The organism is Streptomyces sp. NPDC020681 (genome assembly GCF_044334895.1).
Classification (GTDB): domain Bacteria; phylum Actinomycetota; class Actinomycetes; order Streptomycetales; family Streptomycetaceae; genus Streptomyces.
This window is the reverse complement of record NZ_JBIRTX010000018.1, coordinates 85,359-104,381: the sequence shown is the minus strand read 5'-3', so window position 1 is coordinate 104,381 and position 19,023 is coordinate 85,359. Positions and strand designations below refer to the sequence as shown.

The 19,023-nt window shown below is 69.9% G+C and carries 18 protein-coding genes; 8 read left to right on the top strand and 10 right to left on the bottom strand.

Features of this window, described 5'->3' with window-relative positions; translation table 11 throughout:
- The first annotated feature begins 113 nt into the window (after positions 1 to 113).
- The 3 genes from ACH4YL_RS32245 to ACH4YL_RS32235 all read left to right on the top strand — a co-directional run bounded on the left by ACH4YL_RS32245 (position 114) and on the right by ACH4YL_RS32235 (position 3,306).
- Positions 114 to 728, top strand: coding sequence for a TetR/AcrR family transcriptional regulator (locus ACH4YL_RS32245; RefSeq protein WP_398511053.1), 615 nt, complete (start codon positions 114 to 116; stop codon positions 726 to 728).
- 214 nt (positions 729 to 942) lie between these two features.
- Positions 943 to 1,965 (top strand): endonuclease/exonuclease/phosphatase family protein, encoded by a 1,023-nt coding sequence (locus tag ACH4YL_RS32240; protein WP_398511031.1) that lies wholly within the window; start codon positions 943 to 945, stop codon positions 1,963 to 1,965.
- Positions 1,966 to 2,061: 96 nt separating this feature from the next.
- Positions 2,062 to 3,306, top strand: coding sequence for an MFS transporter (locus tag ACH4YL_RS32235; RefSeq protein WP_398511030.1), 1,245 nt, complete (start codon positions 2,062 to 2,064; stop codon positions 3,304 to 3,306).
- Here the strand turns inward: ACH4YL_RS32235 and ACH4YL_RS32230 are convergent.
- The 3 genes from ACH4YL_RS32230 to ACH4YL_RS32220 form a co-directional block, all read right to left on the bottom strand.
- Positions 3,275 to 5,029, bottom strand: a complete 1,755-nt coding sequence (locus ACH4YL_RS32230; RefSeq protein ID WP_398511029.1) for an NAD+ synthase — start codon at positions 5,027 to 5,029, stop codon at positions 3,275 to 3,277. The two genes, ACH4YL_RS32235 and ACH4YL_RS32230, sit on opposite strands and share 32 nt — an antisense overlap.
- 82 nt (positions 5,030 to 5,111) lie before the next feature.
- Positions 5,112 to 6,623 (bottom strand): multicopper oxidase family protein, encoded by a 1,512-nt coding sequence (locus ACH4YL_RS32225; protein ID WP_398511028.1) that lies wholly within the window; start codon positions 6,621 to 6,623, stop codon positions 5,112 to 5,114.
- 59 nt (positions 6,624 to 6,682) lie between these two features.
- Complete coding sequence (locus tag ACH4YL_RS32220; RefSeq protein ID WP_398511027.1) at positions 6,683 to 7,063, bottom strand: DUF6153 family protein; 381 nt, start codon at positions 7,061 to 7,063, stop codon at positions 6,683 to 6,685.
- Positions 7,064 to 7,172: 109 nt separating this feature from the next.
- Between ACH4YL_RS32220 and ACH4YL_RS32215 the strand changes: the two genes are divergently transcribed.
- A complete protein-coding gene (locus tag ACH4YL_RS32215) occupies positions 7,173 to 8,045 on the top strand; it encodes an alpha/beta fold hydrolase (RefSeq protein ID WP_398511026.1) in 873 nt (290 codons plus the stop codon).
- Here the strand turns inward: ACH4YL_RS32215 and ACH4YL_RS32210 are convergent.
- Positions 8,030 to 8,449: a CBS domain-containing protein gene (locus ACH4YL_RS32210; protein ID WP_398511025.1), complete on the bottom strand. Its 420-nt coding sequence runs from the start codon at positions 8,447 to 8,449 to the stop codon at positions 8,030 to 8,032. The genes ACH4YL_RS32215 and ACH4YL_RS32210 overlap by 16 nt on opposite strands.
- 121 nt (positions 8,450 to 8,570) lie before the next feature.
- Between ACH4YL_RS32210 and ACH4YL_RS32205 the strand changes: the two genes are divergently transcribed.
- Positions 8,571 to 9,008: a DUF5990 family protein gene (locus ACH4YL_RS32205; RefSeq protein WP_398511024.1), complete on the top strand. Its 438-nt coding sequence runs from the start codon at positions 8,571 to 8,573 to the stop codon at positions 9,006 to 9,008.
- Between the two features lie 179 nt (positions 9,009 to 9,187).
- On the opposite strand, the gene ACH4YL_RS32200 is transcribed toward ACH4YL_RS32205, so the two are convergent.
- The 3 genes from ACH4YL_RS32200 to ACH4YL_RS32190 all read right to left on the bottom strand — a co-directional run bounded on the left by ACH4YL_RS32200 (position 9,188) and on the right by ACH4YL_RS32190 (position 10,989).
- On the bottom strand, positions 9,188 to 9,841 hold the full coding sequence (locus ACH4YL_RS32200) for a DUF305 domain-containing protein (RefSeq protein WP_398511023.1): 654 nt from the start codon (positions 9,839 to 9,841) through the stop codon (positions 9,188 to 9,190).
- Positions 9,842 to 9,846: 5 nt separating this feature from the next.
- The gene (locus ACH4YL_RS32195; RefSeq protein ID WP_398511022.1) at positions 9,847 to 10,488 is read right to left on the bottom strand and encodes a DUF3105 domain-containing protein; all 642 of its coding nucleotides are present in this window, start codon (positions 10,486 to 10,488) and stop codon (positions 9,847 to 9,849) included.
- A gap of 66 nt (positions 10,489 to 10,554) precedes the next feature.
- Positions 10,555 to 10,989 (bottom strand): hypothetical protein, encoded by a 435-nt coding sequence (locus ACH4YL_RS32190; RefSeq protein ID WP_398511021.1) that lies wholly within the window; start codon positions 10,987 to 10,989, stop codon positions 10,555 to 10,557.
- A 186-nt stretch (positions 10,990 to 11,175) separates the two neighbouring features.
- Between ACH4YL_RS32190 and glnA the strand changes: the two genes are divergently transcribed.
- The 3 genes from glnA (at position 11,176) to ACH4YL_RS32175 (ending at position 15,802) form a co-directional block, all read left to right on the top strand.
- The gene (gene glnA / locus ACH4YL_RS32185; RefSeq protein WP_398511020.1) at positions 11,176 to 12,537 is read left to right on the top strand and encodes a type I glutamate--ammonia ligase; all 1,362 of its coding nucleotides are present in this window, start codon (positions 11,176 to 11,178) and stop codon (positions 12,535 to 12,537) included.
- A gap of 317 nt (positions 12,538 to 12,854) precedes the next feature.
- On the top strand, positions 12,855 to 13,901 hold the full coding sequence (locus tag ACH4YL_RS32180; RefSeq protein ID WP_398511019.1) for a glucose 1-dehydrogenase: 1,047 nt from the start codon (positions 12,855 to 12,857) through the stop codon (positions 13,899 to 13,901).
- A 14-nt stretch (positions 13,902 to 13,915) separates the two neighbouring features.
- Positions 13,916 to 15,802, top strand: coding sequence for a glycoside hydrolase family 15 protein (locus tag ACH4YL_RS32175; protein ID WP_398511018.1), 1,887 nt, complete (start codon positions 13,916 to 13,918; stop codon positions 15,800 to 15,802).
- 286 nt (positions 15,803 to 16,088) lie between these two features.
- Here ACH4YL_RS32175 and ACH4YL_RS32170 read toward each other — a convergent pair whose 3' ends face one another.
- From ACH4YL_RS32170 to ACH4YL_RS32160, 3 genes are all read right to left on the bottom strand, one after another.
- Positions 16,089 to 17,525 carry a DUF2252 domain-containing protein gene (locus ACH4YL_RS32170; protein ID WP_398511017.1) on the bottom strand — a complete coding sequence of 479 codons (1,437 nt, stop codon included), beginning with the start codon at positions 17,523 to 17,525 and terminating at the stop codon, positions 16,089 to 16,091.
- Positions 17,526 to 17,639: 114 nt separating this feature from the next.
- Entirely contained in the window at positions 17,640 to 17,966 is a 327-nt protein-coding gene (locus ACH4YL_RS32165) for a carboxymuconolactone decarboxylase family protein (protein ID WP_398511016.1), read from the bottom strand.
- Between the two features lie 309 nt (positions 17,967 to 18,275).
- Positions 18,276 to 19,004, bottom strand: a complete 729-nt coding sequence (locus ACH4YL_RS32160; protein WP_398511015.1) for a hypothetical protein — start codon at positions 19,002 to 19,004, stop codon at positions 18,276 to 18,278.
- Positions 19,005 to 19,023 lie beyond the last annotated feature (19 nt).

The window sequence follows — 19,023 nt, the reverse complement described above, 5'->3', positions numbered from 1 at the left end:
CCGGGCTTCGGGCGGAGGCGGGGAGAATGGGAAGGACAGGCGAGGGCGGGACACGGAGGGGGCTGGACAAGGTGAGGGAGGGAGCGAACGTGCCCCTGAGAGAGCGGCAGCAGATGGAGCGGCAGCAGGCGGAGCAGCGCAAGAACCCAAGGCGAGGGCGGCCCCGCAGCGAGGCGGCCGAACGGTCCATCGTCGAAGCCGTCGTGGGGCTCCTCGAAGGAGGCGTCCCCATATCCGAGCTGTCCATCGAGCGCATCGCCCGCACCGCCGGGGTCGGCAAGGCCACCATCTACCGCCGCTGGGAAGGCAAGGAAGCCCTCCTTCTCGACGTCGTACGGTCCATCGAACCGGTCGCTCCGCCGCTGCCCGGCACCTCCGTGCGGGACGACCTGGTGGCGCTCGTCGAGATGCTGCGCCGGCGCGGTCTCGCCAAGCGGTCCTCCACGCTCCTGCACAACGTCTTCGCGCAGATGAAGAACTATCCCCAACTGTGGGAGCTGTACCACCGCACCGCAGTCGCCCCCCGCCGTGAACTCATGGAAGCCGTCCTGCGCCGCGGCATCGAGAACGGCGAGATCCGTGACGACCTCGACGTCGATCTGCTCGGCGATCTCTTCGTCGGCCCGATGCTCGTACGGACGGTGATGCGTCCCGACACCACGCCGGGTGAGGGCAGCGCGGAGCAGATAGTCGACGCGGTACTCGCGGGCGTACGTCCGCCCGGCTGACGCTCGTTGAGCTCGCCCGGGCTCCGTCCGGCGTCCCGCCCGAAGTGTGCGTGTTCTGTCACAGCGCCCCTACCTGCGCCGATACGCGGAACCCCGCGCGCAGCCCTGTCGTCCTCGAGACAGTACGGCCGTTTCAGAACGGCGGAGAAAGTACCGTCATCGCCTAGTGTCGACGCCGAGGCTGGTGTGACGGCAAGGCAGTGAGGACAGCTCCATGGCGCAGGCTTACAAGACGGAGACCGGGAACGGCGGCCCGGCGGACCGGCGCGGCGGATCCCGGGTCCGCGGCCTGCTGGAGTCCTGGCGCGGTGACAGAGGCATCTGGCGACGCGGCATCTGTCTGGCCGTCTTCGCCGTCCTGATCGCCCTGTTGATGATTTTTCATGCCCAGATGCCCAACCGCATCGGGAACTTGGGAAGTCTCGCGGAGACGTTTCTGCCGTGGCTCGGCGTGTTCATTCCGGTGCTCCTCGCCGCCGCGGTGTGGCGGCGTTCGGCCACCGCGCTGATCGCCCTGCTGCTGCCGACGATCGTCTGGTTCAACCTGTTCGGCGGGCTGCTCACCGACAAGTCGACGGCCGGCGGCGATCTGACCCTCGCCACGCACAACGTGAATGCGGACAACCCGGACCCGGAAGGCACGGCCAAGCAGGTCGCCGCCTCCGGCGCGGACGTGCTGGCGCTGCAGGAGCTGCCGCAGGGCCAGGTCGCCACGTACGAGAAGGCGCTGGCGGCCACGTACAAGTACCACTCGGTGCAGGGCACGGTCGGGCTGTGGAGCAAGTACCCGATGACCGACACCGAGCCGGTGTCGATCCGTCTCGGCTGGACCCGGGCGATGCGTGCCACGGTGCAGACGCCGGACGGGACGGTGGCGGTGTACAACGCGCACATGCCGTCGGTACGGGTCAAGCTCAACGCGGGCTTCACGGCCACGCAGCGCGACAACAGCGCGGACGCGCTGGGCGAGGCGATCGCACGCGAACCGGTCGGCAAGGTGGTCCTGCTCGGCGACCTCAACGGCACGATGAACGACCGCGCGCTGCGCGCCGTCACCTCCCAGATGCGCTCCACGCAGGGCGCGGCCGGCGACGGCTTCGGCTTCAGCTGGCCCGCGTCGTTCCCGATGGCGCGGATCGACCAGATCATGGTGAAGGGCGTGGAGCCGGTATCGTCCTGGACGCTCCCGCAGACGGACAGCGACCACCTGCCGATCGCGGCACGCATCGAGCTCTGACGGGCCCCGGGCCGAAACCCGCCGTTCACTCGCGGGAACAAAGCGCGTGAGACACTTTGTTCCGCAAGAGAACTTATCCGGGTGAAAGGTCTCCCCATGCCCTTGGCGCTATTGGCGCTCGCCGTATCCGCCTTCGGCATCGGCACCACCGAGTTCGTGATGATGGGCCTGCTGCCCAACGTCGCCGACGACCTCGGCACCTCCGTCCCCACCGCCGGACACCTCGTCTCCGCGTACGCGATCGGCGTCGTCGTCGGCGCTCCGCTGCTCACCGCGCTCGGCTCCCGCATCCCGCGCAAGCGGATGCTCCTGCTCCTGATGGCGCTGTTCGTCGTCGGCAACCTCGCCTCCGCGCTCGCGCCCGGCTTCGGCTGGCTGATCGCCGGCCGCGTCCTCGCCGGACTCCCGCACGGCGCGTTCTTCGGCGTGGGCGCCGTCGTCGCGGCCCGGCTGGTCGCCGACGGGCGGCAGGCGCGGGCGGTCGCGACGATGTTCCTCGGCCTCACCGTCGCCAACATCATCGGCGTACCGGCCGCCACGCTGCTGGGCCAGAGCCTCGGCTGGCGCGCCACCTTCCTCGTGGTCACCGTCATCGGCCTGGTCGCCATGGCCGCGCTCGCCCGGCTCGTTCCGTACGTGCCGGTCGAGGCGCACCAGAGCCTCGGCCGCGAAATGCGCGCACTCGGCAACCGCCAGGTGCTGCTGGGCCTGCTGACCGCGGTCTTCGGCTTCGCGGGCGTCTTCGCCGTCTACTCCTACCTCGCGTCCATGACCACCGAGGTGATGGGCTTCGGCGAGTCATCCGTCACTCTCGTCCTCGCGCTGTTCGGCATCGGCATGACGCTGGGCGCACTGGCCGCGGGCCCGCTGACCGACCGGGCCCTGCGGCCCACGCTGTACGGATCGCTCGCGGCCCTCGCGCTCGTCCTGGTCGCCTTCCGCTTCACGATGCACATCCAGTGGGCGGCGCTGACGACGGTCGTCGTGCTCGGCGCGGTCGGCTTCATGACCACCACACCGCTCCAGATGCTGGTGATGAACAAGGCCAAGGACGCTCCGACGCTCGCCTCCGCCTCCAACCACTCCGCCTTCAACCTCGCGAACGCGGGCGGCGCGTGGCTCGGCGGCACGGCCATCGCCGCGGGCTGGGGCTGGACGTCCCCGACGCTGGTCGGCGCGGTCCTGGCGGTCGTCGGCCTGGCGATCGCCGCGACGGCCGGACTGCTGGACCGTACGGACGGCACGGGCCGTACGGAGAAGGGGGCCTCCCGCGTCGTCGCAGGAAGCCCCCGTACTGCTGACCAGCAGGTCAGTGCGTCGTCTCCCGCCAGCGGTTCGTGATCGGCAGCCGGCGGTCCTTGCCGAAGCCCTTCGCCGAGATCTTGGTGCCCGGCGGGTACTGACGTCGCTTGTACTCCGCCGTGTCCACCATCCGTAGCGTCTTCGCGACCAGTTCCTCGTCGAAGCCGGCCGCGACGATCGCGTCCTTGCCCTGGTCCCGGTCCACGTACAGCTCCAGGATCCGGTCCAGTACGTCGTAGTCCGGCAGCGAGTCGGTGTCGACCTGGCCCGGGCGCAGTTCGGCGCTCGGCGGCTTGGTGATCGAGGCCTCCGGGATCGGCGGGGTCTGGCCGCGGTCCTCGGCGGCGCGATTGCGCCACTTCGCGAGCCGGAACACCGTCGTCTTGTAGACGTCCTTGATCGGCCCGTACGCGCCGACCGAGTCGCCGTACAGCGTCGAATAGCCCACCGCCAGCTCGGACTTGTTGCCCGGCGCGAGCACGATGTGGCCCTCCTGGTTGGAGAGCGCCATCAGCATGGTGCCGCGCAGCCGCGACTGCAGATTCTCCTCGGCGAGGCCGGTGAGGGTGAGTGAGCCCATGTACGCGTCGAACATCGGCTCGATCGGGACCGTGCGGAAGTTGAGCCCGGTGCGGCGGGCCAGTTCGGCCGCGTCGCCCTTGGAGTGGTCCGAGGAGTACTTGGACGGCATGGAGACGCCGTACACGTTCTGCGCCCCGAGCGCGTCGCAGGCGATCGCGGCGACGAGCGCCGAGTCGATGCCGCCGGACAGGCCGATCAGCACGGACCGGAAGCCGTTCTTGGCGGCGTACGCGCGCAGGCCGACGACCAGCGCTGAGTACACCTCCTCCTCGTCGTCGAGCCGCTCGGCGTAGCCGCCGGCCAGCTCGGCCTCGTACGCGGGCAGCGGTTCCTCGGAGAGGACGACATGGTCGATCCGCAGACCGTCGTCGACCACGCCGGAGGGGATGTCGCCCGCCGCCGGGAGATCCAGGTCCAGTACGACGCTGCCCTCCGCGAACTGCGGTGCGCGCGCCACGACTTCGCCCGCCGCGTCGACCACGATCGAGTCGCCGTCGAAGACCAGCTCGTCCTGCCCGCCGATCATCGCGAGGTACGCGGTGGTGCAGCCGGCCTCCTGCGCCCGCTTGCGCACCAGCTCGAGCCGGGTGTCGTCCTTGTTCTGCTCGTACGGCGAGGCGTTGATCGAGACCAGCAGCCCGGCGCCGGCCGACCTGGTGGCGGGCACACGGCCGCCGTCCTGCCACAGGTCCTCACAGATCGCGAGCGCCACGTCGACGCCGTGCACCCGGATCACGGGCATGGTGTCGCCGGGCACGAAATAGCGGAACTCGTCGAAGACGCCGTAGTTCGGCAGATGGTGCTTGGCGAACGTCAGCGCCACCCGGCCGCGGTGCAGCACGGCCCCGGCGTTGCGCGGGGCGCCCGCGGGCTGGCCGTACCTGGGCGCCGCGGACTCGGAGCGGTCCAGATAGCCGACGACGATTGGCAGCTCGCCGAACCCTTCGTCGGCCAGCCGCGCGGCGAGGGCCCGCAGCGCGGCCCGGGACGCTTCCACGAAGGACGGCCGCAGGGCCAGGTCCTCCACGGGATAGCCGGTCAGCACCATCTCGGGGAAGGCGACGAGATGCGCCCCCTGCTCGGCGGCGTGCCGGGTCCAGTGCACGATCGCCTCGGCGTTGCCGGCGAGATCGCCGACGGTCGAGTCGATCTGATTCAGAGCGAGGCGTAGTTGAGGCACGAGGCCCAGTGTAATCGTCTTTCTGACGCGATGTCCTGGTGCTGCGGTGTGGGGCGCCCCACTCCTGGGGCGCCCCAGGTGGCTACCTCTGGTATCCGAGCACCGTCATCATTCCTGCTTCCGCGTGGTAGACGTTGTGGCAGTGGACCATCCACAGGCCCGGATTGTCCGCGTCGAAGTCCACGGCCAGCGTCTGGTTCGGCAGCACGATCGCGGTGTCCTTGCGGGGCCCGCTCCGGCCGGCGGCCAGCGCGAAGGTGTGGCCGTGCAGATGGACCGGATGCCACATCGTCGTCGTATTGGCGAAGACGAGCCGGACCCGCTCGCCCGCACGGACCGCCAGCCGCCGCTCGGGTGCGTACGGCTTCCCGTCGAAGGCCCAGTCGTACTTCGCCATGCCGCCGGTGAGCTCGACCCTGACCGTGCGGTCCGGCTTCTTGGCCGGCAGTGCCACGGACTCGGCCGCGCGCAGCCGGCCCGCGGTGAGCACCCGCCCGGACAGCTCCTTCGGCCGCACGGACGCGTCCGGGGCCGAGCCGCCGCCGGTGCGGAGCACGGCCAGCGCGGTCGCGTTCTTGCCCTCCGCGGCCGCGGCCAGCGGAAACACGCCGTCGCCCGCGGTGACCAGCACGTCGTACCGCTCACCCATGCCGAGCAGCAGCGCGTCGGTCGTCGCGTGCTCGACGGGGAAGCCGTCGGTGTGGGTCACCGTCAGCTCATGCCCGCCGAGCGCGACACGGAAGGCGGTGTCGCCGCCGGCGTTGATCAGACGCAGCCGGATCCGGTCGCCGGGCTTGGCGGTGAAGACCGAAGGGGCTTTCGCGGTACGGCCGTTGACGAGATGGTGCGGGTGGGCGACATCGCCGGCGTCGCCGCCGAGGAGTTCGCTCCGGGCGCCCATGAGCATCCGTGACGGCCCTTCGGCGCCGGCCTTCGGCATGCTGTGTCCCTCATGCCCACCGCCCGACGCCATCCCCTTGCGGAGCTCGTTCAGCACGGAGTCGGGCGTGGACCCGTCCACGCCGTCGACCCAGTCGTCCAGGACGACGACCCACTCCTTGTCGTACCGCAGCGGCTCCTTGGGATCGTCGACGACGAGCGGCGCATACAGACCGCGGTCCTGCTGCACGCCGGAGTGCGGATGAAACCAGTACGTGCCGGGGTGCGGCAGCGCGAACCGGTAGGTGAACTCCGCCCCGGCCTTCACCGGCTGCTGAGTGAGCCCCGGCACGCCGTCCATGTCGTTGCGCAGCGTGAGCCCGTGCCAGTGCGTCGAGGTCGGCTCCGGCAGATGGTTGGCCAGAGTCAGCTGGAGCGTGTCGCCCGCCGTGACCCTGACCTCCTGCCCCGGCAGCCGGTCGCCGTAGGCCCAGGACTTGACGGTACGGCCGCCGCCGAGATCGAGCGTCGTGGTGGTGGCGGTGATCCTTGCTTTGCGTACGGACCCGGTGCCGGTGCCGCGGGCGGCTTCGGCGTCGGCGACCTCCTTGTCGTCGGGCGCGACGAATTCCTTCGTGGCCGGGCTGGAGCAGCCGGCGGCGAGAGACGCTGCCGCGGCTCCGAGGAGTGAGCGGCGTGTGATGTGCGTGGACATGGGTGAGTGCACCTCGTGGTCTTGTCGTTCGGGCATGCGGACGGGAGCGGTGTGCGCTCCTAGATCCGCAGAACCGACAACTGGGCGAGGCGAGTTCGGGGTGGGGGACGCTGTGGCGGCGTGAGGTGCAGCCCGGGCCCGAGCGGAGCTGCTGCGTGGTGTGTGTCGCCGAACCAGGCGACGGCGGCGGGCAGTTCGACGCCCCAGCTGCCGAGGACGGCGAGACAGACGGCGGCGGGATTCAGATGACTGGGGGCTCCGCCTCCGGATTCCCGCGCCTCAGACTCCGGCGGTGCCGGAATCGCGAACTCCGGCGCGGCGTGCGGCGCGGCATGCTCCGTCCCGTGGGACGGCGACGGATGCCCCACCGTATGCATCGTCGCGATGCCGAACAGCAGGGCCACCAACAGCCCCCACCGCCCGCACCGTCCGATCGCCATGATCCGTAGCCTACCCCCACCGGGTATCCACCCTCCGCGCCCCCACACCCCGCATGACAGGCTGGCCGCAGACAGCCGGCCGGCAAGGACCGGCAAGGAGAGGAACACGGTGACCTTCGTACGCATCGGAGGCGTACCGCACCACGTGGTCGTCGAGGGTGACGGACCCGTCTGTGTGCTGAGCGCCGGGCTCGCCATGAGCTGGTTCGACTGGGATCCCGTCGTGCCCCTGCTCGCACCCCACCGCACTGTCGTCCGTTTCGACCGCCCCGGGCACGGCCTGAGCGGACCGGCCGCCGTACGCCCCTCGGCCGCCGGCGAAGCCCACCGCATCGCGGGCCTGCTCGACGCGCTCAGCCTCCAGGGGCCCGCCACCGTCGTCGGCCACTCCATCGCCGGATTCCACGCGGAGGCCTTCGCGCGCCTCCACCCGGACCGCACCGCCGCCGTCGTCCTCGTCGACACCAGCATCGAGGAGCACGCGCGCGTACCTGCCGCCCCTGCGCTGCGTACCGCCGCCGCCCGCGCGCTCGGCAGCGCGCTCAGCGCCGTCGGCGCGCCCGCCGCGCTCGGGCCGCTCACCCGCCGTGCGACGGTCCGCCTGTCCCGTACCGGCGGCGGGGATCCGGCTCCCGCCGCGCTCGTACGCCGCTGTTACTCCACCTCACGCGTCATGCAGGGCGCACTCCTGGAGAACACGCACTACCGCGCGGTCGCCGCCGAACTCCTCGCGCTGCGCGAGCGATACGCACTGCCGGACGTTCCGGTCACCGTCCTCGCCGCGACGGCGGGCGGGCGGCGCTGGACCGCACGGCAGCGCGCACTGGCCCTGCAACTCGGCGCCCGGTTCGCCGCGGTCGGCCCGGCCGGCCATCTGATGATGCTGGACCGTCCGGACGCCATCGCCCGCGCGGTACTCGAGGCCGATCCGTACGGCGCACGCGCGCCCCAGCAGGCTCCGCCGGCTCAGCCGGTCGCGTAGACCCGCTCCACCCACGCGGCGATCTGCTCGTCGGTCAGATGCTGCGCCAGGTCGGCCTCGCTGATCATCCCGACCAGCCGCTTGTTCTCGATCACCGGCAGCCGCCGGATCTGGTGGCCCTGCATCTCCTGCAGCACCATGTCCACGTCCGAGCCCGCGTCGATCCAGCGCGGCGTGCCCTTGGCCATGTCGCCGGCGGTGATCTGCGCCGGGTCGTGCCCCATGGCCACACAGCCGATGACGATGTCGCGGTCGGTGAGGATGCCGCAGAGCCGGTCGTTGGAGTCCGCGATGGGAAGTGCGCCCACGTTCAGTTCGCGCATCAGCTGCGCGGCCCGGTCGAGGGTCTCGTGCGAGGGGATCCACTGAGCCCCGGGGTGCATGATGTCCTTGGCGGTGGTCATGGGGTTCGTACCTCCTGAGTGCCGTACGGCGCCCCCGAGCAGAACCCATTGTCATTGGGCCGTTCGGAGTACGCGACTGGAGCGGCCGGAGTACGGAACCCATCGGAAGGAGCCCGCGGGCATGGCGCGGCTGACCCTGCGGATCATGGGCCGGGAGCTGCCCGGCAGCGCGTGCGGCGACTACCGGCATGTGCATGTCGGCACCCAGCGCGGCAGGGAGCCGGACCAGCTGGTGCCCGCCGACGCCTCCGAGGCGGTCTTCGAGATTCCCGTCGAGACCCTCACGGCGGCCGACGGCACGGCCGACTTCCGCGGGCCGTACGTCCAGGGCCGGCGCGGCGAGCGCTTCGTCTATCTGACCTGGGGCGAGCTGCCGCCGGGCGGGGAGTTCGCGATGTTCCGGCGCGCGAAGCTGTTCCTCGCGGACCTGCCCGAGGAGGCGACGTCCGGCGGTACGGCCGAGACGGCGCTCGGCCTCACGGACGCCTGCGGCATGCCGCTGTGCGCGGCGGTCCGTCCGCCCCGGATCGCATGGACGCTCTCCGGAGCGGACGGCTGAACCGCCGGCGGCACGACCTAGGGCCTGTCGTTCGGATCTTGCCGGGCTCGCGTGCCCTGACACGCACATCTGCTGCGTTGTCGTCAGTCGCCAATGCTCCGCAGTGGCTCCTTCCTCCGCCTTGCAGCTGCACGCGCCAGACCCCGCTCGCTGATCCGGCCTGATCCAAACGACAGGCCCTAGGCGAGAGGCTCCGCGCCCCGCTTGCGCAGCAGGTCCACCATCAGCCGGACCTCTGACTGCTGGGCATCGACCATGCCCTGCGCCAGGGCCTTCTCCGTATCGACCGTGCAGAGCTCCACACAGCCCTTGGCCATGCTGATCCCGCCGTTGTGGTGGACGATCATCAGCCGGAGATACTCGATCTCGGCCTGCTTGCCGCTCGCCCTGCCGAGCCGCTCCAGGTCCGCCCTGGTCGCCATGCCCGGCATCAGCGACCCGTCCGCGGCCTGATGGCCACCGTGGCTCCCATGAGCACCGGACGCCATCCAGTCCATCGGCTCGCGGTCCGCCTCGACCTTCGGCAGCCCCCACAGGTCCAGCCAGCCCAGCATCATGCCGCGCTGATTGGCCTGCGTGTTGGCGATGTCGTACGCCAGCCGGCGCACTTCCTCGTCCTTCGTACGGTCCCGGACGACGAACGACATCTCCACCGCCTGCTGGTGATGGACCGACATGTCGCGCGCGAAGCCCGCGTCCGCCGAATCCGCCGTCGGCGTGCCGGAGGCAGCGGAGTCGTCGCCCCGACCGCCCGCGGAGGACACCGTGGCGGCCCCCGCGAACAGCAGCGCGAGCACGACCGCCGTGATGGCCGCCCAGTGCGTACGGGACATCCGGATCACTTGCCGGCCAGACCGCCGGTGCAGGCCGCGCCCGGCTCAGGAGTCTGCGCGCCCTGCACGTACTTGGTGAAGAACTGGCTCACCCGCGGGTCGTCCGCGCTGTCGACGGTGAGCTGCTTGCCCCAGGCGCTCAGCATGATCACGCCGGTCTGGTCCTTGACCGGGCTCATCAGCGAGTACGGAGTGTCCTTCACGCGCTTGGTCAGCTTGGTGACCTCGGCGGCGGGAGCCTTGTCGTTGTACGTCACCCAGACCGCGCCGTGCTCCAGCGAGTGCACGGCGTTCATCTCGGCGACCGGCTCCTTGTAGACGTCGCCGTTGCAGTTCATCCACGCCTGGTTGTGGTCGCCGCCGACCGGGGGCTTCATCGGGTACTTGACGGCCTCGGTGACATGGTTGCGGCCGAGCTTCTTCGCGTCCCAGGTCTTCTCGCCGGTGACGGGAGCCTTGGCCTCGGCGACCTTCTGCTCCTTCTTCTCCGACTCCTTGTTGAGCACGTACACGCCGAAGCCGACGAGGCCGGCGACGACCACGCCGCTGATGGCGATGGTGATGATGCGGCCACGGCGCTCGCGGGCCTTCTCGGCGCGGCGCATTTCCTCTATTCGGGCGCGGCGGTCGTTGTTGCGGGAAGCCATGATCAGTGTCGTCCTTCGTCAAATGCGTCAGATGATGGGGGGTCAGGGGTGGCCGAGCGGGGCGGCCTAGGTTCGTAGCACTTGAAGGACGTGCAGGTCAGGGGCGCGCGGCTGGGCCTGGGACGGGTGCTGCGGACCGGTGCCCGGGGGCTGGTCGAGACGCGGAGGCTGCGCGCCCGCGTCGAGCGGCGCGGCGGGCGGCGGCGCGGTGAGCACGGCGGGGCTGACGAGCGGGAGCAGCCCGCAGGCGCCGTCGTCGTACGGACAGCTGTACGCGGCTTCCGGGCCGTCCGACGCGGACCGGGAGGCGGACGTGGACGCCGAGAGGGACGCCGAGAGCGACGCCGACCGGGACGCCGACCTGTGGTGCCCGGCGGACATGTCATGCTCGGCGGGCGGGCTCAGACAGATGAAGAGCGCACCGAAGAGCGTCGCCACGGCACCGAGCAGTGCCGTGGGACGCACGGTGCGTGCGATGAGGCTGAGCCGCGGACCCCCCATGGCGGCGATCGTAGTGGGCGAGCCGGAGCCGGTGAACCTCAGGTTCATCACCCGGGGACCTCAGGCTCGTCACCTCGTGACACCTGCCCCACAATGGGCCTCAGCCCCGGTTTCGCAACCTGCCTGAAACGCACGGATGGGATGCTCGCGGGAGCAGGCGGCTTGACCAGCAAGGATTGGGTGGAAATGGATAAGCAGCAGGAATTCGTGCTCCGTACGCTCGAAGAGCGCGACATCCGCTTCGTTCGCCTGTGGTTTACCGATGTTCTCGGCTTTCTGAAGTCGGTCGCGGTGGCCCCCGCCGAGCTGGAGCAGGCCTTCGACGAGGGCATCGGCTTCGACGGCTCCGCCATCGAGGGCTTCGCCCGTGTATACGAGTCCGACATGATCGCCAAGCCGGACCCGAGCACTTTCCAGATCCTGCCGTGGCGCGCCGAGGCCCCGGGCACGGCGCGGATGTTCTGCGACATCCTGATGCCCGACGGCTCGCCGTCCTTCGCGGACCCGCGCTTTGTGCTGAAGCGGATCCTCGCCAGGACCTCGGATCTGGGCTTCACCTTCTACACCCACCCGGAGATCGAGTTCTTCCTGCTGAAGGACAAGCCGCTGGACGGGTCCCGCCCGGTGCCCGCGGACAACTCCGGCTACTTCGATCACACGCCGCAGAACGTCGGCATGGACTTCCGCCGGCAGGCGATCACGATGCTGGAATCGATGGGCATCTCGGTGGAGTTCTCCCACCACGAGGGCGCCCCCGGCCAGCAGGAGATCGACCTCCGCTACGCGGACGCGCTCTCCACGGCCGACAACATCATGACGTTCCGCCTGGTCATGAAGCAGGTCGCGCTGGAACAGGGCGTCCAGGCGACCTTTATGCCGAAACCGTTCAGCGAGCACCCCGGCTCCGGAATGCACACCCACCTCTCGCTCTTCGAGGGCGACCGGAACGCCTTCTACGAGTCGGGCTCGGAGTACCAGCTCTCCAAGGTCGGCCGCTCCTTCATCGCGGGCCTGCTCAAGCACGCGGCGGAGATCTCGGCCGTGACGAACCAGTGGGTCAACTCGTACAAGCGCATCTGGGGCGGCTCGGCGCGCAGCGCGGGCGCGGGCGGCGAGGCTCCCTCGTACATCTGCTGGGGCCACAACAACCGCTCGGCGCTGATCCGGGTCCCGATGTACAAGCCGGGCAAGACGGGCTCGGCCCGGGTCGAGGTCCGTTCGATCGACTCCGGCGCGAACCCGTATCTGACGTACGCGGTCCTGCTGGCGGCCGGCCTCAAGGGCATCGAAGAGGGCTACGAACTCCCGGCGGGCGCGGACGACGACGTCTGGGCGCTCTCGGACGCGGAACGCCGGGCGATGGGCATCGAACCGCTGCCGCAGAACCTGGGCGAGGCGATCACGCTGATGGAGCGCAGCGAGCTGGTGGCGGAGACGCTGGGCGAGCATGTCTTCGACTTCTTCCTGCGGAACAAGAAGCAGGAGTGGGAGGAGTACCGCTCCGAGGTGACCGCGTTCGAGCTGCGGAAGAACCTGCCGGTTCTGTAAGCGCAGGTCAGGACGGTTGTCGCAACTGAACAGCACGTAGGGCCGGCGGTCGTGAACCGTCGGCCCTACGGCGTCTGTGTGGCCCTGGGCCGTCTCTGGGCCGTGCGGCGCCGAGCCTCGCTGTCGCGCTGGGCGGGGGACTGCCGCGCGGACGTCGGGAACCTCGCAAGACTCGCCGATCTCAGGGGGCAGAGAGACATTGGTAGAGGAGGGGTACCGGCAGGCGAAGGCCCAAGGTGCATGTGACCTGGACAGCCGGCCCAGGGGCGCCGGGCCGCTGTGCGGGTCGGCGGCTGACACGCAGAATCGAGGCGATCATGCGTGCCGTGACGGTGGTACCCGGGAAGAGCGGCTCGCTGGAGCTGAGTGAGGTCGCGGAGCCGGAGGTCGAGTCCGGGTCCGTGGTCGTGGAGTCGCTCGCCGTCGGGGTCTGCGGCACGGACGCGGAGATCGCCGCCGGCCAGTACGGGTGGGCGCCGCCGGGGAGGGACCGGTTGGTCCTCGGACACGAATCCCTCGGCCGGGTTGTCCGCGCCGGCGCTCGAGGTCCCGCCGTCGGCGACCACGTGGTGGGCATCGTCCGCATGCCTGACCCGGAGCCGTGTCCGAACTGCGCGGTGGGCGAGTGGGACATGTGCTCCAACGGCCGCTACACGGAGCACGGGATCAAGGAACACGATGGGTTCATGGCCGACCGCTGGCGCAGCGATCCCGACTACCTGGTCAAGGTGGACCCGGAACTCGGCGTGGTGGGGGTGCTGTTGGAGCCCGCTTCAGTGGTCGCCAAGGCGTGGGAGCACCTTGTCGCCATCGGCCATCGGACGTTCTGGGACCCTCACGTGGTCCTTGTCGTCGGTGCCGGGCCGATCGGGCTCCTCGCGGCGCTCCTGGGCCGGCAGCGGGGGTTTGAGGTGCATGTCCTGGACCGCGTCACAGCAGGCCCGAAGCCCCGGCTTGTCGAGGCGCTCGGCGCCCAGTACCACACCGGAGCGGTCAACGACCTGGGGCTGAACCCCGACATCGTCGTCGAGTGCACCGGCGTGCCCGCCCTGATCCGGCAGTCGGCCGAGGTGGTCGCCGCGGGCGGGCTCGTCTGCCTCACCGGCGTCGGCTCGCTGACGGGCGGGTCCGCCGGCGGCATCGAGGACGGGCTCGCCACGTCTGCCGTTCTGCGGAACCTCGCGGTCTTCGGCTCCGTCAACGCCAACCGCCGGCACTACTACCTGGCCGCCAGGGAGCTCGCCCGAGCCGACCGGGGCTGGCTGGAGGGACTTGTGACACGGCGGGTCGCCCCGCACGACATCCATCAGGCCCTGGACCGGGAGCAGAACGACATCAAGGTGATCGTCGACTTCACGTCCTGAAGGAGTTGAACGACATGGCCCAGACCGACTACCCGCCGATCTCTGACTACGCGTTCCTCAGCGACTGCCACTCCGTGGCGCTGGTGAGCCGGGATGCGTCGGTCGAATGGGCGTGCTTCCACCGCTTCGACGGGAGATCGGTCTTCGCCCGCATACTGGACCGGGACCGTGGCGGCTACTTCCGCATAGCCCCGGTAGGACAGTTCACTGCCAGCCGTCGCTACCTGCCGGACACGAACGTGCTGGAGACCCGCTTCGACACGGCTACCGGAGTCGTCACGGTGACGGACTGCCTGCCGGTGCGTGAGGACCTCACCCGCCCCGGCCGGGTCGAGCGGCGGCCCCCGGACGGACTGCTGCTGCGCACCGTGCGCAGCGAGTCGGGCACCGTCGACGTGGAGCTGGAGTTCGCCCCCAGGTTCGAGTACGGGATGACCGTCCCGTACATGGAACTGAACGACGAGGATGTGGTCGTGGTCACCGGTGGCCCGGACTCCCTGCTTCTGCAGAGCGGGCTGGCACCGCTCAAGGTCGACAACCTCGGCAACTGCACTGCGCGGGCGACCCTGACGGAGGGTCAGGTTGCACACGTGGCTCTCTCCTACGCGCAGGCCGGTGCGCTGACCATCGAGCGCTATTCCCCCGTCGACCTGAACGGCAGGCTGGCGGAGACCGTGACGTTCTGGACCAACTGGGCCGCGCGGTGCACCTATCAGGGCCCCCACCGGGATGCCGTGGTGCGCAGCGCGCTGGTGCTCAAGGGACTCATCTACGACGAGACCGGTGCCCTGGCTGCGGCCCCCACCACTTCGCTCCCCGAGGAGATCGGTGGAGAACGCAACTGGGACTACCGTTACACCTGGCTGCGCGACTCCTCGGCGATGCTGGGCGCTTTGGGCGCCCTCGGGTATACGGAGGAAGCGGAGGGGTTCGGTACCTGGCTGCTGCGCACGACCGCAGGCCGGGCCGAGGACCTGCAGATCATGTACGGCATCGGCGGTGAACGGCTGCTGCACGAGGCCGGCCTGGACCATCTGGAGGGCTACCGCGCCTCAAGCCCGGTCCGGGTGGGAAACGGTGCGTGGGACCAGTTCCAGCTGGATACGTACGGCGAACTGATGGAAGCGACGCTGCTCCTCCTGAAGCTGCGCGGCCAGCAGATCATCGCCCCGCGCGGCGAGCGGTTCCTGCGCGACGTGGTGGACCTCAACATCAAGCGCTGGCAGGAGCCCGATGAGGGAATCTGGGAGATCCGCGGCGGGCGCCGGCATTTCGTCTTTTCCAAACTGATGGCATGGGCCGCTGTCGACTGCGGCATCCGCCTCCTCGACATGGCCGGCGAGCTGGCTCAGGAGCCGGGGTTGCGGGAGCGTTGGGAGGAAGCCCGCCAGGAGATTCGGACGACTCTGGAGACCAAGGGAGTTGACCCCAAGACCGGTGCGTTCCTCCAGGCGTTCGACCACGACGAACTCGATGCATCCTCGCTGCAGGTGAGCCTGCGGGGCTTCCTGCCGGGGAACGATCCCAGGATCCTCGCCACGATCGACCGGACGGAAGCCGAGTTGACCCGCAACGGACATGTCTACCGCTACGTAGGGGCGGACGGCCTGTCGGGCGAGGAGGGCTCGTTCGTCTTCTGCACCCTGTGGCTGGCGGCCGCTCTGGCACGTGCCGGCCGCACCGAGAAAGCAGAGAAATACCTGGCCGGCGTCCTGGACTGCGCCAACGACCTCGGCCTGCTGGCGGAGGAGATCGACCCAGACACCGGGGAGCTGCTCGGCAACTTCCCTCAGGGGTTCAGCCATCTCGGAGTCATCTCGGCAGCCCTGAACCTGGCCTACGCCCAATCCGGAGCCGACGCGCCCTGGCCTCCCCAGAGGTTGGGCAGAGACGAGGACTGAGCCGCCCGGCGGCTCGGCCGGCTCTCACGGCGTGGGCGTTCGCATGATTCGACCGCGCAGCAGTTCCGCGCACATGAAGGACACCACCGAGGCAACGACGAGGACGGGCATCTGCGCCACAGCAACAGGCCCCAGGAGCAGTGTCGCCAGGACCATCGCCGCGATCGGGAGGCGCAGTACCGCCGCGCAGGCTGCTGCCAGTCCCACAGCCAGCCCGGATGCCAAGCCGAAGCCGGGCAGCGGCGAGCAGAGCACGGCTACGGCGATTCCCGTTGCGTCCGCCGGGTCAGGTGGTCGGCAGGTCCTCCGCAGGCAGCCGGCCCGCGCTCACCGCGTCGACCAGGGCCTGATGGTCACGCTCGTTCTGGTCGGCGTATGCCTCCGCGAACGCCGCGAGCGCCCGGTCGAACGAGTCGCCCTTGCCGAGGTATGCGGCGATCGCGACCCGGTCCCCGGAGCGTGCATGCGCGCGAGCCAGCGTGAGCCCGCACAACTCGCCGAACGCCTGCATGGCCGTCGGCCACATCCTCTCCGCAATGGCGACCCCCTTCCAGTCACGCAGTTGGCGGACGTAGAAGTCGCGCTGTTTGCCGTCGATCCCTTCCACCCGCTCCCAGCCGAGGAAGATGTCGCTGGCGGCTTGCATCAATCGCTGGCCCGAGACCACCCGCTCGCCCTGATGGCTGTACTGGCTTGCGCCGACGTGGGCGGCGAGTACGGAGGTGTCGGCCTCCTTGGCCTGCAGGAAGAGCGGGTCACGGCCGTCCTGGCCGAGGAGTAGGAAGATCCAGCAGCGGGTGCCGACGCTCCCGACGCCGACCACCTTGCGGGCGACGTCCGCCAGCTTGTAGTCCGCCAGGAGCGCGCGCCGGTCGGACGGAAGAGTACGGCTGTAGCGCTCCACGAGGCCCTGGAACTGGCGCTCCAGCGCGCTGCGCTCGACGTCTGGCAACAGGTCGCCGATTGGCACGAGAAGCGGGGGGTCGGCCGCGATCCTGGGCCGGCCTTCGACCATCTCAGAGAGCTTGTCGAAGACCTGCAGGCTGTCGCGGGTGCGGGCCTTGGCCAGCGCCCTGCCCAGTTGCTTCTGGCCGCGCTTGTGGAGGAGGTCCACGGTAAGGGCCTGGAGGCGTTCTGCGTCGATCTTCGCGTACCAGACGTCGAGGTTGCCCATGCCCGCAAAGCGCCTCATCGCCTCGCGGTACGAACGCACCGTGGAGGTCACGATGTCGGCGCGCTCGGCGTCGTCGAAGCCGTTCGCCCGGCCCGCGATGACGAGACTGGCCGACAGCCTCTTGACGTCCCATTCCCAGGGGCCCGGCAGTGTCTCGTCGAAGTCGTTGATGTCGAACATCAAATCGCGCTCCGGCGAGGCGAGCAGCCGGAAGTTCAGCATGTGCGCGTCCCCGCACAGCTGGGCCCTGATCCCCGAGTCCGGGCTGTCGGCCAGGTCGGACGCCATGATCGCGGCTGCGCCCCGGTAGAAGCGGAATGGGGACTCGGTCATCCGGCTGTAGCGGATCGGCACGAGCTCGGGGACCCGTGACGCGGACTGCTCCTCCAGGATGGCCAGCGGGTCCGGCCTGCCCGACGACGGCTGGTACGCGGCGTGCCCCGAGCGGGGTGAGCGGCGTCTGGCTTCCTTGCCGAAGGCCGCGCGCTCCTCGCGTGTGGCGTCCGGAGCCATCCTCATCGCTGTCTTCGAGGTCGAGTCCTCGGGCATCGAAGGCCTCCTGTCTGACCCTGCGGGTGTCGTGGCACCCGGCGCAGCGCCCGCCGGCACCGGCGGTCCTGCGTAGGCCGGCCGAGGCGTGGGCGCTGCCGGGTGGGTCTGTTGTCAGCCCTGGGTCTGGGCCTCGGCGTCGGCCACGGCGATGGAGATGCCGAGTGCTTTGGCGATGTTGCTGCCTGCCGTCATGACGCGGGCCGTGCCCACAATGGGGGCGATGGCGACCAGGACGTCCTGGAGCTGTTCGGCGGTCATGCCGGACTTGAGAGCAGGGTCGAGGTTGGCGACGTAGGAAATCGGCGGAGCGTCCGAGGCGGCGAGGGCCGCGATGCGGGTGAGCATGAACATTTCCGGCGTCAGCCCGCACCGCTCGATCGAATCGACCGTCATCGCGGCCAGGGTGTCCAGAACAGGGGTTTCAGAGGCTGTGGCCATGGCGGATGGATCATCTCCTGTTGGTGTTGCCGACGCGACTGAGCCGCGGAAGCGCTGGCTCCACATCGGTACAGCGCCCCCTGTTCGACCGTAAGTCCGTTCCGAGCGGGTCGCCTATCGAGCGGGATCACCCGAGGCGCGGGCTGCTGCTGAGGCAGCCGGACGAATCTGGTGGGACGCGGCGACGGCCGACGCCGGCCGGCAGGCGAACCGGGTGCACTGGCGGAGGCGAGGCCGCTGCCGCCGGAGCTGGTGCGTGCGATCGGATCGCCGTTCTTGTAGGAGTACTTGGCGTGCGACTCCGCCCTGTCACGCCTCCGAGGTCTTGAGCCCTCTGCGTCTGCGTCTGCGGACCACGATCACACCCACGGCCACCATCCCGGCCCCGGCCCCGGCCGCGATGCCGAGCACGACGGGGATGCCCAGGACGCCGGGCACGAAGCGGATGGCCTGTGTGTCGAGTGAGCCGTCCAGACACGGGCCTTCCTCGAACCACGGCTCCTCCGGCGGATGCGGGGGTGGCGGTATCTGGTCACCCGCGGACACGTGGAGGTAGGCGAGGCCGTCGGAGGGACCGGAGTCGGCCTTCACCCGCAGCCTCAGCTTCTGCGAGTCGTCCAATCCGCCCGTTGTCAGCGGGGCGTCGCGGAGACGATCCCAGTGAACCGGCCGCCAGTGTCCCTGTGAGTCCCGGTACTCGATCCTGGCGCCGGGCATGCTCCTTCGCGGCTCTTCGGTCCTCCCGAGCTTCCGGTTGTAGACGGCCGCGTGCCACCTGAAGTCGTTGCGGCCAGGTGTCTTGTGCTTGCCCGTGATGTGCACGGAGAAGGTGTGCCAGCCGCTGCCGTCGACGATGTTGCGGGGTGCGCCTTCGAAGGCGAATTCGAACGGCGGTACCACAGGCAGGTCCGGGTGGTGTGTCCAGTTGCACCAATGCAGTGGGTCGACGGACTTCGTGTCCGCGTTCCCCGGCGGGGCTGCGGCGAGCAGTGTGGCGGCGGTAACGGCGGCGACAGCCATGGCTCTGCCTGCCTTCATGATCCCCTCCAGGCGTGGC

Coding starts and splice junctions, on each gene's coding strand:
- ACH4YL_RS32200 (WP_398511023.1), bottom strand. CDS start 9,841: ATGTCCCGTACGCACTGGGCGGCCATCACGGCGGTCGTGCTCGCGCTG.
- ACH4YL_RS32245 (WP_398511053.1), top strand. CDS start 114: ATGGAGCGGCAGCAGGCGGAGCAGCGCAAGAACCCAAGGCGAGGGCGG.
- glnA (WP_398511020.1), top strand. CDS start 11,176: ATGGATAAGCAGCAGGAATTCGTGCTCCGTACGCTCGAAGAGCGCGAC.
- ACH4YL_RS32210 (WP_398511025.1), bottom strand. CDS start 8,449: ATGACCACCGCCAAGGACATCATGCACCCCGGGGCTCAGTGGATCCCC.
- ACH4YL_RS32225 (WP_398511028.1), bottom strand. CDS start 6,623: ATGTCCACGCACATCACACGCCGCTCACTCCTCGGAGCCGCGGCAGCG.
- ACH4YL_RS32175 (WP_398511018.1), top strand. CDS start 13,916: ATGGCCCAGACCGACTACCCGCCGATCTCTGACTACGCGTTCCTCAGC.
- ACH4YL_RS32160 (WP_398511015.1), bottom strand. CDS start 19,004: ATGAAGGCAGGCAGAGCCATGGCTGTCGCCGCCGTTACCGCCGCCACA.
- ACH4YL_RS32165 (WP_398511016.1), bottom strand. CDS start 17,966: ATGGCCACAGCCTCTGAAACCCCTGTTCTGGACACCCTGGCCGCGATG.
- ACH4YL_RS32195 (WP_398511022.1), bottom strand. CDS start 10,488: ATGGCTTCCCGCAACAACGACCGCCGCGCCCGAATAGAGGAAATGCGC.
- ACH4YL_RS32190 (WP_398511021.1), bottom strand. CDS start 10,989: ATGGGGGGTCCGCGGCTCAGCCTCATCGCACGCACCGTGCGTCCCACG.
- ACH4YL_RS32220 (WP_398511027.1), bottom strand. CDS start 7,063: ATGGCGATCGGACGGTGCGGGCGGTGGGGGCTGTTGGTGGCCCTGCTG.
- ACH4YL_RS32180 (WP_398511019.1), top strand. CDS start 12,855: ATGCGTGCCGTGACGGTGGTACCCGGGAAGAGCGGCTCGCTGGAGCTG.
- ACH4YL_RS32170 (WP_398511017.1), bottom strand. CDS start 17,525: ATGCCCGAGGACTCGACCTCGAAGACAGCGATGAGGATGGCTCCGGAC.
- ACH4YL_RS32240 (WP_398511031.1), top strand. CDS start 943: ATGGCGCAGGCTTACAAGACGGAGACCGGGAACGGCGGCCCGGCGGAC.
- ACH4YL_RS32235 (WP_398511030.1), top strand. CDS start 2,062: ATGCCCTTGGCGCTATTGGCGCTCGCCGTATCCGCCTTCGGCATCGGC.
- ACH4YL_RS32205 (WP_398511024.1), top strand. CDS start 8,571: ATGGCGCGGCTGACCCTGCGGATCATGGGCCGGGAGCTGCCCGGCAGC.